The organism is Coprococcus sp. AM97-35 (assembly GCF_027697525.1).
GTDB lineage: Bacteria > Bacillota > Clostridia > Lachnospirales > Lachnospiraceae > Allocoprococcus > Allocoprococcus comes.
Map to the genome: position 1 here is coordinate 236,137 of NZ_JAQESL010000002.1, position 14,528 is coordinate 250,664.

The window sequence follows — 14,528 nt, forward strand, 5'->3', positions numbered from 1 at the left end:
CCGGATGCAGAAGCCTGTGTCCGGCTTCCAGTGTAAAAGAAAGACAAGGTGAAGGTTATGATCGCAAATATTGTGATAGTGGCACTGATCGCAGCATATTGTATTTATCTGATTTACAAAGGTTATAAAAACCATAAAGAAGGAAAACCGGTCGGTTGCGCTGGATGCAGCGGTAACTGCGGTTCGTGTAGCGGATGTAGTGGAAAAACCGCACCAGAGAAGAAAGACTGAAAGGCGGAAGGCATATGGGAAGTTCAACAGGCTCTATGTTCTATGCATTCGGAGCATTCTTGATCATTTATCTTGTAGGAGTCAGCATATATCAGTTGGTTTTATGGATAAAGAAATGGCGTGAACGCCGGAAGGATGAGGAATAAGATGGTTGATGCAATTATTGTTCTGATCGTGATCGTACTTCTTATTTTTTCATTAAAGGGTACGCTTAAACATTTTAAAGGGGAAAGCCCTTGCTGTGGTGGTGGATCTGGACTGATCAAGACAGAGATTGAAGAAAAGGTGCTGGATCATCCGGCAATCGGTAAAAAGACGGTGAGGGTTTCCGGTATGCACTGTGATCATTGCGTGAAAAGTGTAACGGAAGCAATCGACAAAATCGAAGGTGCATCTGCAAAGGTGAATCTCAAAAAAGAAGAAGCAGTTGTAAGCTATGACAGAGAAATCGATGATGATGATCTGAAAAAAGCTGTCGAGGAAGCAGGATTTAAGGTAGTTGATATCAGAACCTAACAGGCGACAGCATGGAAAGGGGCTATCATGGACGCGAAAGAAAGAATAATCGAGCAGCTGAAAAGAAGTGGCTGTAGGGTTACGAAGCAGCGACTCATGCTGATCGATGTTATTTTGGAAGGAAAATGTAATTGCTGCAAGGAAATTTATTATCAGGCGTCTCTGAAGGATCCGAGTATCGGACCGGCGACGGTATACCGTATGGTCAATACGCTGGAACAGATTGGAGCGATCAGCCGCAAGAATATGTATCGTATTTCGGATGATGGCAATAAGATGGAATGCATGGTCGAACTGGAGGATGGAACGGTTCTTGATCTTCCGGAAGATAAATGGACAGCAGTAATTAAATCTGGTCTGGATGCCTGTGGATTTTCGGGTGGACAGAATGTGAGAAACATCACACTCAAAGAAGCATAACATTGTAAAAAAACGTTCTGAAACGGAACGGTTCGGATATGGAGGCAGGTACCGTGGTTGTATCTGTCTCTTTAAGATACCGGGAAATGAGTTTCTTCTATATAAATATGGATATAGATAACTGTGAAAAGTTGTGTAAAAACTAAGGTGAAAATAGCGAATTCGTGTCAGATATAATGAAAAAAAGTTTGATAAAACTGATTTTGCGCAAAAGTGAGAAAATTTATCAGAAGCAAAAAAAGACTGGAAATTTTCAGATTCGTGTCATATAATAGGCGTTAATGAAAAAACAGGAGGTACGTAGATATGTTTGATATTACTAAAGTAAATTGGAAAAAGGTTGGAATTTTTGCATCAGGAGTTCTTTTTGGAACAGCTGGAATCAAAGCGCTTTCAAGCAAGGATGCTAAGAACGTGTACACAAATTGTACAGCAGCAGTTCTTCGCGCAAAAGACTGTGTTATGAAAACAGCTACAAATATCCAGGAAAATGCAGAGGATATTTACGCTGAAGCTAAGAACATCAACGAAGAAAGAGCTGCTGAAATGGAAGAATTTTCTGATGCAGATACAGCAGCAGAGACTGAAGAAGCTGAAAATACAGAGTTCAACGAAGTAACAGAGTAAGAGGCGCACTGAACGTGAAGTTTATAATTAAACATGAGATGAAAGGCCGGATGAGAGTCCGGCTTTCTCAAAAAAGAATGACATATGAACAGGCTGATATATTACAGTATTATCTGCTCTGCAATGAATCAGTCAAATTAGCAAAGGTATATGACAGAACCTGTGATGCAGTCATTAATTATACCGGCGACAGAGAAGATGTAATTCGTCTTCTGCAGGAATTTCACTATCAGACAGTGGAAGTTCCAGCAGACGTACTTGCAACTTCCGGTCGTGAAGTGAATGCGCAGTATCAGGAAAAGCTGTTCAATAAAGTAGTATTTCATTATGCAAGAAAATGGTTCCTTCCGTATCCACTGAATGCATGCTATACATCGGTCATGTCACTGAAGTATATCTGGAAGGGAATCAAGTGTCTGTGGGCACGCAAAATTGAGGTTCCGGTGCTGGATGCGACTGCAATCGGTGTATCCGTTGCACGTTGGGATTTCAGTACAGCCGGATCCGTCATGTTCCTGCTTGGAATCGGTGAGATTCTGGAAGAGTGGACACATAAGAAATCCGTAGATGACCTGGCAAGGACCATGTCTCTGAACGTAAGTAAGGTATGGCTGAAGACAGAAGATCAGGAAGTTCTGGTTCCTGCATCCAAGATAAAAGCAGGAGACCGGATTGTGATTCGTATGGGAACTGTGATTCCGTTTGACGGCGATATCGTGGATGGTGAAGCGATGATCAATCAGGCATCTCTTACCGGAGAGTCAGTGTCTGTCCGCAAGACGGTTGGAAGCTATGCATATGCAGGAACGGTGGTCGAAGAAGGTGAGATCACAGTCGGAGTCAAACAGGTAAGCGGAAACAGCCGCTTTGATAAGATCGTTACGATGATTGAAGAATCTGAGAAGTTAAAATCAGGAGTAGAAAGCAAGGCAGAACATCTTGCAGACAGGCTTGTACCGTATTCACTTGGTGGAACAGCTCTTACCTATCTGCTGACGAGAAATGTCACAAAGGCCCTTTCAATCCTGATGGTAGATTTTTCGTGTGCTCTTAAGCTTTCAATGCCGATTTCGGTGCTGTCTGCAATCCGTGAAGCAAACCTTTACAATATTACCGTAAAGGGCGGAAAGTATCTGGAAGCCGTGGCAGAGGCAGATACGATCGTATTTGACAAGACTGGTACACTTACAAAAGCAACACCTACCGTGGTGGATGTGGTTCCCTTTGATGGAAGAACACCGGATGAACTACTCCGTATTGCAGCGTGTCTGGAAGAACATTTTCCACATTCTATGGCAAAAGCAGTAGTAAATGCAGCAAAAGAGAAAAATCTGGATCATGAGGAAATGCATTCCAAGGTAGAGTATGTGGTTGCACATGGCATTTCTACAACGATTGATGATAAAAATGTAATTATCGGAAGCTCTCATTTTGTATTTGAAGATGAAAAATGTACAATTCCGGAAGGAAAACAGGAGTTATTTGACAGTCTTCCGGAAGAATATTCACATCTGTATCTTGCAATCGAGAATCAGCTTGCAGGAGTGATCTGTATTGAAGATCCATTGAGAGAAGAGGCGAAGACAGTAGTTGCCGAGCTCAAGAAAACAGGATTTGGGAAGATTGTTATGATGACAGGTGACAGCGACCGTACAGCTTCGGCAATCGCAAAGCGTGTCGGTGTGGATGAATATTATTCAGAAGTACTGCCGGAAGATAAGGCTGCATTTGTAGAAAAAGAAAAAGCAGCCGGAAGAAAAGTTATTATGATCGGCGATGGTATCAATGATTCTCCGGCGCTTTCAGCGGCAGATGTGGGAATTGCGATCAGCAATGGCGCAGAGATTGCACGTGAGATTGCAGATATTACGGTAGGCGCAGATGATCTTGGACAGATCGTGACCTTAAGACGTCTCAGCAATAGGCTGATGAAGAGGATCCAAAGTAATTACCGCTTTATCGTTGGATTCAATTCCGGTCTGATCGTACTTGGAGTAACCGGTGTGATCCAGCCGACGACATCAGCACTTTTACACAATACTTCAACTCTGGCAATTGGGCTGAAGAGTATGAAGAATCTTCTGTAAGGCAGAACAATTTAATGATAGCTCTAAACGTGGGGGATGATTCTCTGAATCATGCCCCATTGCTGGATTAAGAGGCAAAATAGCGTTACTGTTCACTCCCGTGTCAATCACTACGCTGATTGGCACGGAGGATGCACGTTTTATCTTGAATGGCATCTCGCCCATCGCCAAAGGCGATTTAAAATGGCGAGATGCGTTGCTGGTCACAGGTACTGTGAACAGTAACAAAATAGCAGATAGTATCCAAAAGGATAAGATTGACAAATGAAGGGATAATCCATACAATGATAAATAGATTGATAAAAGGGAGGAAGAAAAAAGCGTGAAAATTAATCTGTTTTCAATAGGAAAGTTTACGATACATGGATATGGACTGATGATCGCAATCGGTATCCTTTGTTGTGTGGCAATGGCTTCTTATCGGGCAAAAAAGAATGGCCTGGATCAGGAAGCAATTGTGGATATTGGAATTTACGGTGTAATCGGCGGTTTTTTAGGTGCAAAAATTCTATATGTGATCGTGGAGTTTAAGACGTTTATCAGGGATCCGAAGACGGTACTCGGTTCAGAAGGGTTTGTCGTATATGGTGGAATTATTGCCGGTTTTCTGACAGCAATTGTATATTGCAGAATCAAGAAGCTTTATTTTCTGGAATATTTTGATCTCGCTGTGGCAAGTATTTCGATGGCACAGGGATTTGGAAGAATCGGATGTTTTCTTGCAGGATGCTGCTATGGAAGGGAGACGACCTCCAGATTTGGTGTGGTCTTCCCGGAAGGTGGGCTTGCTCCGGCAGGTGTAAAACTGATCCCTACACAGCTTATTTCGTCTGCAGGCGATTTCCTGATCATGATCGTGTTACTTCTATATTATAGGAAGAATAAAAAAGACGGTACACCGGGAAGTGTAGGTTCTCTGTATATGCTGCTGTATGGTGTAGGAAGATTCCTTGTTGAGTTTTTAAGAAATGATAACAGAGGAGGAGCTTGGATGTTCTCAACCTCCCAGTGGATCTCCATGGTGATTGTAGCAGGTGGAATTGTATTGTATCTGGTAAATAAAAAAAGGCATAAAAGGTAAGGAAGCAGAAGATGGAGCCAGGTTCGTCCAGTGGACGAATGCCCTGCGCCGACCGTAGCGAAGCGAAGACCTGAACCATGGATTTAAGCTGTACGTTGGTATAAAAAAAGAATTTCTAACAAAAACGGAGAATTTGAAAAATGAAGGAAGCGGAAGATGGGGCGCAATTCGTCCAGTGGACGAATGCCCTGCGCCGACCGTAGCGGAGCGAAGACCTGAACCATGGGTTCAGGTCACGCTTCGGTACTATAAAAAGGAACCTCTGATAAAATCAGAGGTTCCTTTTTATAATGCGGAAGATGGGACTTGAACCCACACAGGCGCAATGCCTACAAGATCCTTAGTCTTGCTCGTCTGCCAGTTCCGACACTTCCGCATATCACTCAGTGAGCTTTATTTTTTAACTGCTCGCCGCTGACAAAAGCTATAATACTATATTCCAAACACAAAGTCAACAAAAATTTAAAAGAAATTTTAATTCGCAATATATTACGAAAAATATCGAAAAGATAAATAATTCAATAATTTTACAAATCTACTTTCTTATTATGAGAAAATATAGTAATATGATATATAATTGTATGCGTTAATTGCGCGTTTTATCAATGAATTTGGGGATAATAAGAGCAGAAACTGGTGAAATGGAGGCATTTTATGGAGAAAAATATAAAAATGAAGGATATAAAAGAACTGGGAGAGCAGCTTGGAGAACTGCAAAGAGTGTGCAGGGAGAAAAAAATCCCGGTGATGATCGCGTTTGAGGGTTATGGAGCAGCAGGAAAAGGGCTTCAGATTGGTAATCTGATCCAGGCACTCGATCCAAGAGGCTTTAAAGTATATGCGGTAAAAAATGAAACGGAAGAGGAATGGATGCATCCTTTTATGTGGCGTTTCTGGACGAAGATCCCGGAAAAGGGAAGAATTGCGATTTTTGATACCAGCTGGTACCGGAGAGTTATGATTGAACGTTTTGAAGGAAAAACACCGGAAAAAGAGCTGGAAAAGGATTTTGCATCGATCCGTGCGTTTGAAAAACAGCTGACGGATGATGGAATGGTGATCATCAAACTGTTTTTAAAGATTGACCGGAAAGAACAGAAAAAGCGCTTTGAGAAACTGCTTGTTTCCAAGGATACTGCATGGCGGGTAAGCAAAGGCGATCTGAAGCGGAACCATGATTTTAAAGAGTATAAAGCAATCAATGAAGAGATGCTGCGGAAAACGGATGCGGATTACGCACCGTGGACAGTGATCAATGCTACAAAGAAGAAAGAAGCCAAAGTGGCTGTTTATCAGGCGGTGATCCAGGCAATGAAAGAAGCAGTCGCAAGAAAGGAACTGGAAGAAAAAGGCAGTCTGGAAAAGAAAACGGAAATGAAAAGGGAAACAGCAGAATCCATTCTGGCAAAGACGGATCTTTCCAAATCCATGCCAAAAGAGGTTTATGAGGAACGCTTAAAAGAGCTTCAGAAAAAGATGGAACATCTGCATGGAGAACTTTATCGCAGGAGAATCCCGGTTGTCCTTGGCTTTGAGGGGTGGGATGCCGGAGGAAAAGGTGGTGCGATCAAACGTCTGACTTCACATATGGATCCGAGGGGATATGTGGTGAATCCGACAGCGTCACCGAGTGATACAGAGAAAGCACATCATTATCTGTGGCGTTTCTGGCGTGCAATGCCGAAAGCCGGCCATATTGCGATATTTGACAGAACCTGGTACGGAAGAGTGATGGTAGAGAGGATTGAAGGATTTTGCACCGAAAAAGAATGGAAGAGAGCTTATGGGGAAATCAATGCCATGGAGCAGGATCTGGTAAATGCAGGAGCAATCGTGCTGAAATTCTGGATGCAGATTGACAAGGATGAGCAGGCGAGAAGGTTTAAAGCCAGACAGGAAAATCCGAAAAAACAGTGGAAGATCACCGATGAAGACTGGAGAAACCGGGAAAAATGGGATCAGTATGAGGTGGCGGTAGAAGAAATGCTGGAAAAGACTTCTATGCCACATGCACCGTGGATCGTAGTGGAAGGAAATGATAAATACTATGCACGTATTAAAGTTTTGGAATGCGTGACAGAAGCAATCGAGAAACGACTGAAAGAAGAGAGAAAATAAAAAATGACGATCAGGGAACAGATGGAAGAAAGAGAAAAGGAATATCTAAGCCCCTGTGCCACGTTAAGCATGGCTTCCCGGGGGAGAAAGAGAAATGAGCCACAGTGTGATATCCGACCGGTTTTTCAGAGGGACAGAGATCGGATCCTGCACAGTAAGGCATTCCGGCGCATGAAGCAGAAGACGCAGGTGTTTCTCCTACCAATCGGAGACCATTACAGGACACGGCTGACGCATACGCTGGAAGTATCGCAAAACGCCCGGACGATCGGAAAGGCGCTCAGGCTGAACGAAGATCTGGTGGAGGCAATTGCACTGGGGCATGATCTTGGGCATACTCCGTTTGGGCATGCAGGAGAGAGAGCTCTGAACAACGTGTGTCCGTGTGGATTTAAACACAATGAACAAAGTGTCCGTGTAGTAGAGGTGCTGGAGAAACATGGGGAGGGACTGAACCTGACCTGGGAAGTGCTAGATGGAATCCGCAACCACAAAAGTGCGGGCATGCCTGCGACACTGGAAGGGCAGATTGTCAGACTGTCTGATAAGATTGCTTATGTGAACCATGATATTGATGACGCAGTAAGGGCGGGGATCATGAATGAAGAGGAACTGCCCAAAGAGCTGCGAAAGGTTCTGGGAAACAGTAAAAGAGAGCGTCTGAACACACTTACCCATGATGTGATCGTAAACAGCATGGACAAACCGAAGATCTGCATGTCAGAGGAAGTCCGTGAAGCATTGATGGAGCTGCGGACATATATGTTTACCCATGTTTATGAGAATCCACTTGCAAAGGGCGAAGAGGACAAAGCAATCCGAATGGTCGAAGATCTGTATTCTTATTATGAAACGCACATGGAAAAGATGCCGGAGCAGTATCTGAAACAGCTGCAGAAGGGGGAAATGCCGGAGATCGCAGTGTGTGATTACATAGCAGGAATGACGGATAATTTTGCCGTAAAAAAGTTTGAAGAAATTTTTATTCCACAATCTTGGAAATTTTAAAGGAAATAAAAAAGTTTTGTCGAATATATATTATGTAGGGGTTGCGCAAGGTGCGCGAACCCTGCCAGGAAGGTGTAGGACATAATGTATTATTCAGATGAGATTATAGAAGAAGTAAGATCGAAAAATGATATCGTAGATGTGATTTCCGGATATGTGAAGCTGAAGAAGCAGGGGAGTTCGTATTTCGGACTTTGCCCGTTTCACAGTGAGAAATCTCCTTCTTTTTCTGTGAGCAGGGATAAGCAGATGTATTACTGCTTTGGCTGCGGAGCGGGAGGAAATGTATTTACCTTCATTATGGAGTATGAGAATTATTCTTTTGTAGAAGCACTCAAGTTTCTGGCACAGCGTGCCGGTGTGGAGCTTCCGCAGGAGGAATATTCAAAAGAAGCGAAAGAAAGAGCGGATACGAGAAGTGCGCTGCTTGAGATGAACAAGCTGGCGGCCAAGTATTATTATGCACAGCTGAAGACGGATGGTGGAAGGCAGGCAAGAGAATACCTGCAGAACCGTCAGTTAAGCCAGGAGACGATCACCGCATTTGGACTTGGATATTCCAGCAAATACAGTGACGATCTGTTTCGATACCTGAAAATGAAGGGTTATAGTGAAGAGATGATCATCAAAGCCGGTCTGGTAAATGTCGATGAAAAGCACGGAGTTTACGACAAATTCTGGAACCGTGTCATGTTTCCGATTATGGATGTGAATAATCGTGTGATCGGATTTGGCGGGCGTGTGATGGGCGACGGGAAGCCAAAGTACCTGAACTCACCGGAGACTCTGATTTTTGATAAGAGCCGGAATCTGTACGGACTTCACCGGGCGAGAACATCGAGAAAGCCGTATTTTATTGTGTGTGAAGGCTATATGGATGTAATTTCGCTCCATCAGGCGGGATTTACCAATGCAGTTGCATCACTTGGAACTGCACTCACAGCAGGACATGCAGCATTGATCAAACGGTATGTGAATGAAGTCTATCTGACCTATGATAGTGATGAAGCCGGAACTAAAGCGGCGCTCCGGGCAGCTCCGATTCTTCGGGAGGCCGGTGTGACGACCCGCGTGATCCGGATGGAACCGTACAAGGATCCGGATGAATTCATCAAGAATCTTGGAGCTGAGGCATTTGAAGAGCGGATCAGGAAAGCAAGGAACAGCTTTATGTTCGGTCTTGAGATGCTGGAAAAAGGTTATGACCTGAATGCACCGGAAGGAAAGACGGAATTCCTCAGAGAGGCGGCGAGAAGGCTGGCACGTTTTGAAGAAGAAATTGAACGTGACAATTACATAGAAGCGGTGGCAAAGACTTATCACGTCGGCTACGAAGAACTTAAGAAGCTGGTTGTCAAGGTAGCAGTCCAGAGCGGAATGGCAGCTCCGGCCACAAAGCCGAGACAGACGATCCGCCAGGAAACGCCAAAAGAGGATGGTCATATCCGGTCACAGAAGATTCTGCTTACCTGGCTGATCGACAGGGAAGAGCTGTTTGATCAGGTAAGCCGTTATGTTACGCCGGAGGATTTTACGGTGGAGCTGTACCGGAAAGTTGCTGAACTTCTGTATGAACAGCATGCAAAAGGAGAACTGAATCCTGCGCAGATCATGAATTATTTTACAGAGGAAGAGGAACACCGCGCGGTGGCAGCACTTTTCAATACGAGAATCAAAGAGCTGACGACTGCGGGAGAGCAGGAAAAAGCGATCAAGGAGACGATTCTCCGGGTAAAGGAGTACAGTATCGAAACTGCAACCCGGAATCTGGATCCGACAGACATTCAGGGGCTGCAAAGGCTTATGAATGCGAAGAAGGCAGTGCAGGACCTTCATAAACTGCATATTTCCATTAATTAGGGATAGAATATAAACAAGCGATGAGAGGAAGGACACTACATGGAAGAGAACGTAGTAAAGTTTCAGGAAAAATTAAAAAATCTGGTTGCCCTTGCGAAGAAAAAGAAGAACATTCTTGAAATCCAGGAAATCAATGATGTATTCCGGGATATGGAGCTGGAACCGACACAGATGGACAAGGTATTTGAGTACCTGGAGGCTAATGGGATCGATGTGCTTCAGATGAATGATGACTCCAATGTGGATGATGATGATCTGGAGATCATGCTTTCGGATGAAGACGAAGTGGATATGGAGAAGATCGACCTGTCTGTTCCGGACGGAATCAGCATCGAAGATCCGGTCCGTATGTATCTGAAGGAGATCGGTAAAGTTCCGCTTCTTTCAGCAGAAGAAGAGATTGATCTGGCAAAGAGAATGGCAGATGGTGATGAAGAAGCGAAAAAGCGTCTTGCAGAAGCCAACCTGCGACTGGTAGTCAGCATTGCAAAGCGTTACGTGGGACGTGGTATGCTGTTTCTGGATCTTATACAGGAAGGAAACCTTGGACTTATCAAAGCGGTAGAGAAGTTTGATTATCAGAAGGGATTTAAGTTCAGTACCTATGCAACATGGTGGATCCGTCAGGCAATCACACGTGCGATTGCTGACCAGGCGAGAACTATCCGTATACCGGTTCATATGGTAGAGACGATCAACAAACTGATCCGTGTATCCAGACAGTTACTGCAGGAGCTTGGACGGGAACCTACGCCGGAAGAGATCGCGGCAGAGTTGGACATGCCGGTAGACCGTGTGCGTGAAATCTTAAAGATTTCCCAGGAACCGGTTTCTCTTGAGACTCCGATCGGTGAGGAAGAGGACAGCCACCTGGGCGACTTTATCCAGGATGATAATGTACCTGTTCCGGCAGAAGCAGCAGCGCAGACACTCCTGAAAGAACAGCTGGATGAAGTTTTAAGTACACTGACAGAGAGAGAACAGAAGGTTCTCCGCCTGCGTTTTGGTATGAGTGATGGAAGAGCACGTACACTGGAGGAGGTCGGAAAAGAGTTCGATGTCACCCGTGAGCGTATCCGTCAGATCGAAGCAAAAGCGCTCCGCAAGCTTCGTCATCCAAGTCGCAGCAGAAAATTAAGAGATTATTTGGATTAAGAAGATGGCTGAATTATCAAAAAGATTACAGGCAGTGGCGGATCTTGTCACACCGGGAATGCGTCTTGTGGATGTGGGAACAGACCACGCTTACATCCCAATCTATCTGACACAGAACGGGCTGGTTCCATCCGCAATTGCCATGGATATTAACAAAGGACCATTAGAGAGAGCGGATACACATATCCTTGAACATGGACTGGATGGGAAAATCGTTACCCGTCTTTCTGATGGTCTGGTGAATTTGAAAATGGAAGAAGCTGACACAATGATCGCCGCCGGAATGGGCGGCGGTCTTGTCATACACATTTTGAATGAGGATCCGGCAAAAACCAGAAGCTTAAAGGAACTGGTCCTGCAGCCGCAGTCAGAGCTTGCGAAAGTCCGCCGTTATCTGGAAGAACATAGATTTCGTATCGTTGCAGAGGACATGGTGGAAGAGGATGGCAAATACTATCCGATGATGAAGGTGATCCCGACAGAGCAGAAAGGTCTTTATGCGGAAGGTGTTCCGGCAGCAGAAGAAGAGCTTGAATATGGAAAATATTTATTAGAGAAGGGTCACCCGGTGATGGGAGAATATCTGAAAAAGGAACTGTCTGTGAATCAGGGCGTGTATGAAAAGCTTCGGGTGCAGGTGAGTGAACGCACGAAGGAGAGAAGTGCAGAGGTTCTGCATATGATAAAGAGAGCAGAAGACCTGCTTGACCGGTATTTTTAGGAGGAAAATGATGATTTGCAGAGAAATTATAAAAGAAATAGAAGCACGTTTTCCAAAGCACTATGCTATGGAGTGGGATAATGTAGGACTGCAGGTCGGAAGAAGCGATAAAGAAGTAAAGCGGATCTATCTTGCACTGGATGCGACGGATGAAGTGATCGAAGAAGCAACAGACTGGGGCGCAGATATGCTGATCACACATCATCCGATGATCTTTAAAGCAATGAAAAAGATCAATGACGAGGATTTTATTGGCAGAAGAGTACTGAAGTTGATCCGGGATGACATTTCTTACTATGCGATGCATACCAATTATGATGTAATGGGAATGGCAGAGCTTGCTGGGAAGGTACTTGAACTGAGTGAACCGGAGGTTCTGGAAGTGACGGGAAGCATGCAGTCAGAATCCGGCGAAGTTCCGGTTGGAATCGGAAGAGTTGCTGATCTGGCACAGCCGATGGATTTAAAATCCTGTGCGGAAATGGTAAAAAAAGCATTTGATCTTCCGAATGTGAAAATTTTTGGAGAGCCGGATATGCAGGTACATCGCCTTGGTGTTTTTCCGGGCTCCGGGAAGAGCGCAATTTCCGTATCTTTGGAAAAAGGTGTGGATGTACTGGTGACAGGTGACATTGATCACCATGAGGGGATTGATGCGGTTGCGCAAAAAATGGCAGTAATTGATGCCGGACACTATGGCGTGGAGCATATCTTTATTGCAGATATGGAACATTTTTGCCGGGAGAAATTTCCAGAGGCAGAGATCCGGACAGCAAAGATCCGGCAGCCATTCTGGGTTTTGACGTAAGGTGTTTGGGAGCGGGGAGAAAACAGACAGATTTGTCAAAGCGCCGTAAGGCAGAAAGAAGGCGGTAAATATGGAACAGCAGATGTACAAAGTACAGATTGACGGGGAAGAGAGAAGTTTTCCGGCAGGAACCACATATCTGCAGATTGCCGGGGAATATCAGGAAAGATATCCACATGATATTGTTCTTGTATATGTAAATGGAAAGCTTCAGGAGCTTGGAAAGAAGCTGAAAAAGGACTGTACGCTCCATTTTGTGACGACAGGCGAGACAATTGGAAATCTTACCTATCGCCGTGGTGTAAGTTTTCTGCTGGTGAAGGCAGTATATGATACAATCGGACACGATAAGATAGAACAGGTGAGAATCCATTTTTCTGTAGATAAAGGGTATTATTGTACAATAAAAGGAGATCAGAAGCTGGATCAGGAACTGCTTGCAAGGATTGAAGAACGGATGCATGAAATGGCAGATATGAATCTTTCAATCCGGAAGAGATCGGTTCATACCGATGAAGCGGTTGAAATGTTCCGCAAATACGGTATGAAGGATAAAGAGCGTTTGTTCCGGTATCGCAGAGTGTCTACGGTCAATATTTACAGTATCAATGAATTTGAGGACTACTATTACGGCTATATGGTTCCGTCAACCGGCTATCTAAAATATTTTAAATTATATTTATATGATGAGGGATTTGTAGTGCAGATGCCGGAGGCAGCTGAACCGGAAAAGATACCTCCGTTTCAGCCTCAGAATAAGCTGTTCCATGTGCTGAAAGAGTCTACGCGTGGCGGTGATATGCTTGGAATTGAGACGGTAGGGGCACTGAATGATTATGTGACAGGCGGCAGCGCCAATCCAAAGGAACTGCTTCTGGTACAGGAGGCAATGCAGGAGAAGAAAATTGCGCAGATCGCAGAGCAGATTGCAGGAAATCCGCAGAAGAAGTTTGTTTTGATCGCCGGTCCTTCTTCGTCAGGAAAGACTACATTTTCCAGACGGCTTTCCATCCAGCTCCGGGTAAGCGGTCTGGTCCCGCATCCGATTTCGGTGGATGATTACTTTAAGAACCGTGTGGATACACCGCTGGACGCAGAAGGAAAGCCGAATTATGAGTGTCTGGAAGCGCTGGATGTGGAACTTTTTAACCACGATCTGAAAAAGCTGCTTGCAGGCGAACGGATTGAACTTCCGACGTTCAATTTCAAGACCGGAAAACGGGAATATAACGGACATTATATGCAGCTTGGTGAGCAGGATATTCTGGTGATCGAAGGCATTCATTGTCTGAATGATGCGTTGACCCATGATCTGCCAAAAGAAAATAAATTCAAGATCTATATCAGTGCACTGACCCAGCTGAATATCGATGAGCATAACCGGATCGCATCAACAGATGGACGTCTGATCCGCCGGATGGTGCGTGATGCAAGAACCAGAGGTACTTCGGCAAAGCAGACGATCGCTATGTGGCAGTCGGTGCGAAGAGGGGAAGAGAACAATATTTTCCCGTATCAGGAAGACGCGGATGTGATGTTCAATTCAGCTCTTCTTTATGAGCTGGCAGTTCTGAAAGCTTATGCAGAACCGATCCTGTTCGGAATTGAGAAGGACTGCGCCGAATATCAGGAAGCGAAGAGACTGCTCAAATTCCTGGATTATTTTGTGGGGATCGGAAGTGAGTATGTTCCGCAGAATTCGATTTTGAGGGAATTTATTGGAGGCGGATGTTTCGATTTGTAGAATGTTGAAGCTAGTCACATGGTAAGAGAGCGATATAGATTATAGAGGCAGTTTGAATCCATTCCGCTGTTTTTTAGTGTGATCCGTCGTCAGAAATAAGAAATAAACAGAAGAAGAGCTTCTGGGAGAATGAATATCTTTGTTCTCTCAGA

General features: G+C 44.5%; 14 protein-coding genes and 1 tRNA gene. 14 read left to right on the forward strand and 1 reads right to left on the reverse strand.

Going from position 1 to position 14,528, the window contains the following annotated elements; all coding sequences use genetic code 11:
• Positions 1-57: 57 nt before the first annotated feature.
• The 7 genes from PG840_RS02915 (at position 58) to PG840_RS02945 (ending at position 4,962) form a co-directional block, all read left to right on the forward strand.
• Positions 58-231, forward strand: a complete 174-nt coding sequence (locus tag PG840_RS02915) for a FeoB-associated Cys-rich membrane protein (protein WP_195250768.1) — start codon at positions 58-60, stop codon at positions 229-231.
• Between the two features lie 14 nt (positions 232-245).
• Positions 246-377: a hypothetical protein gene (locus tag PG840_RS02920; protein ID WP_008374867.1), complete on the forward strand. Its 132-nt coding sequence runs from the start codon at positions 246-248 to the stop codon at positions 375-377.
• Position 378: 1 nt separating this feature from the next.
• Entirely contained in the window at positions 379-747 is a 369-nt protein-coding gene (locus PG840_RS02925; RefSeq protein WP_195250770.1) for a heavy-metal-associated domain-containing protein, read from the forward strand.
• A gap of 27 nt (positions 748-774) precedes the next feature.
• The gene (locus PG840_RS02930; RefSeq protein ID WP_055155676.1) at positions 775-1,167 is read left to right on the forward strand and encodes a Fur family transcriptional regulator; all 393 of its coding nucleotides are present in this window, start codon (positions 775-777) and stop codon (positions 1,165-1,167) included.
• Between the two features lie 306 nt (positions 1,168-1,473).
• Positions 1,474-1,794 carry a DUF6110 family protein gene (locus PG840_RS02935; protein WP_270205218.1) on the forward strand — a complete coding sequence of 107 codons (321 nt, stop codon included), beginning with the start codon at positions 1,474-1,476 and terminating at the stop codon, positions 1,792-1,794.
• Positions 1,795-1,808: 14 nt separating this feature from the next.
• Positions 1,809-3,881, forward strand: a complete 2,073-nt coding sequence (locus PG840_RS02940) for a heavy metal translocating P-type ATPase (RefSeq protein WP_270205219.1) — start codon at positions 1,809-1,811, stop codon at positions 3,879-3,881.
• A 322-nt stretch (positions 3,882-4,203) separates the two neighbouring features.
• The gene (locus PG840_RS02945) at positions 4,204-4,962 is read left to right on the forward strand and encodes a prolipoprotein diacylglyceryl transferase (RefSeq protein ID WP_270205220.1); all 759 of its coding nucleotides are present in this window, start codon (positions 4,204-4,206) and stop codon (positions 4,960-4,962) included.
• 291 nt (positions 4,963-5,253) lie between these two features.
• Here the strand turns inward: PG840_RS02945 and PG840_RS02950 are convergent.
• Positions 5,254-5,338, reverse strand: a tRNA-Leu gene (locus PG840_RS02950).
• 278 nt (positions 5,339-5,616) lie between these two features.
• Between PG840_RS02950 and pap the strand changes: the two genes are divergently transcribed.
• The 7 genes from pap to PG840_RS02985 all read left to right on the forward strand — a co-directional run bounded on the left by pap (position 5,617) and on the right by PG840_RS02985 (position 14,376).
• Positions 5,617-7,080, forward strand: a complete 1,464-nt coding sequence (gene pap, locus PG840_RS02955) for a polyphosphate:AMP phosphotransferase (RefSeq protein ID WP_270205221.1) — start codon at positions 5,617-5,619, stop codon at positions 7,078-7,080.
• Between the two features lie 3 nt (positions 7,081-7,083).
• Complete coding sequence (locus PG840_RS02960; RefSeq protein ID WP_195501553.1) at positions 7,084-8,088, forward strand: deoxyguanosinetriphosphate triphosphohydrolase; 1,005 nt, start codon at positions 7,084-7,086, stop codon at positions 8,086-8,088.
• An 84-nt stretch (positions 8,089-8,172) separates the two neighbouring features.
• Positions 8,173-9,948: a DNA primase gene (dnaG, locus tag PG840_RS02965; RefSeq protein WP_195250099.1), complete on the forward strand. Its 1,776-nt coding sequence runs from the start codon at positions 8,173-8,175 to the stop codon at positions 9,946-9,948.
• Positions 9,949-9,987: 39 nt separating this feature from the next.
• Entirely contained in the window at positions 9,988-11,103 is a 1,116-nt protein-coding gene (rpoD, locus tag PG840_RS02970; RefSeq protein ID WP_117823093.1) for an RNA polymerase sigma factor RpoD, read from the forward strand.
• A gap of 4 nt (positions 11,104-11,107) precedes the next feature.
• The gene (locus PG840_RS02975; RefSeq protein ID WP_270205222.1) at positions 11,108-11,824 is read left to right on the forward strand and encodes a tRNA (adenine(22)-N(1))-methyltransferase; all 717 of its coding nucleotides are present in this window, start codon (positions 11,108-11,110) and stop codon (positions 11,822-11,824) included.
• 10 nt (positions 11,825-11,834) lie between these two features.
• Positions 11,835-12,632: a Nif3-like dinuclear metal center hexameric protein gene (locus PG840_RS02980; RefSeq protein WP_270205280.1), complete on the forward strand. Its 798-nt coding sequence runs from the start codon at positions 11,835-11,837 to the stop codon at positions 12,630-12,632.
• Between the two features lie 70 nt (positions 12,633-12,702).
• Positions 12,703-14,376, forward strand: a complete 1,674-nt coding sequence (locus PG840_RS02985) for a nucleoside kinase (protein WP_270205223.1) — start codon at positions 12,703-12,705, stop codon at positions 14,374-14,376.
• The last annotated feature ends 152 nt before the right edge of the window (positions 14,377-14,528 follow it).

What these genes read in the sequence shown, in the direction of transcription:
- dnaG (WP_195250099.1), top strand. Translation starts at nt 8,173, where the DNA reads ATGTATTATTCAGATGAGATTATAGAAGAAGTAAGATCGAAAAATGAT.
- pap (WP_270205221.1), top strand. Translation starts at nt 5,617, where the DNA reads ATGGAGAAAAATATAAAAATGAAGGATATAAAAGAACTGGGAGAGCAG.
- PG840_RS02930 (WP_055155676.1), top strand. Translation starts at nt 775, where the DNA reads ATGGACGCGAAAGAAAGAATAATCGAGCAGCTGAAAAGAAGTGGCTGT.
- rpoD (WP_117823093.1), top strand. Translation starts at nt 9,988, where the DNA reads ATGGAAGAGAACGTAGTAAAGTTTCAGGAAAAATTAAAAAATCTGGTT.
- PG840_RS02935 (WP_270205218.1), top strand. Translation starts at nt 1,474, where the DNA reads ATGTTTGATATTACTAAAGTAAATTGGAAAAAGGTTGGAATTTTTGCA.
- PG840_RS02960 (WP_195501553.1), top strand. Translation starts at nt 7,084, where the DNA reads ATGACGATCAGGGAACAGATGGAAGAAAGAGAAAAGGAATATCTAAGC.
- PG840_RS02925 (WP_195250770.1), top strand. Translation starts at nt 379, where the DNA reads ATGGTTGATGCAATTATTGTTCTGATCGTGATCGTACTTCTTATTTTT.
- PG840_RS02975 (WP_270205222.1), top strand. Translation starts at nt 11,108, where the DNA reads ATGGCTGAATTATCAAAAAGATTACAGGCAGTGGCGGATCTTGTCACA.
- PG840_RS02985 (WP_270205223.1), top strand. Translation starts at nt 12,703, where the DNA reads ATGGAACAGCAGATGTACAAAGTACAGATTGACGGGGAAGAGAGAAGT.
- PG840_RS02920 (WP_008374867.1), top strand. Translation starts at nt 246, where the DNA reads ATGGGAAGTTCAACAGGCTCTATGTTCTATGCATTCGGAGCATTCTTG.
- PG840_RS02915 (WP_195250768.1), top strand. Translation starts at nt 58, where the DNA reads ATGATCGCAAATATTGTGATAGTGGCACTGATCGCAGCATATTGTATT.
- PG840_RS02980 (WP_270205280.1), top strand. Translation starts at nt 11,835, where the DNA reads ATGATTTGCAGAGAAATTATAAAAGAAATAGAAGCACGTTTTCCAAAG.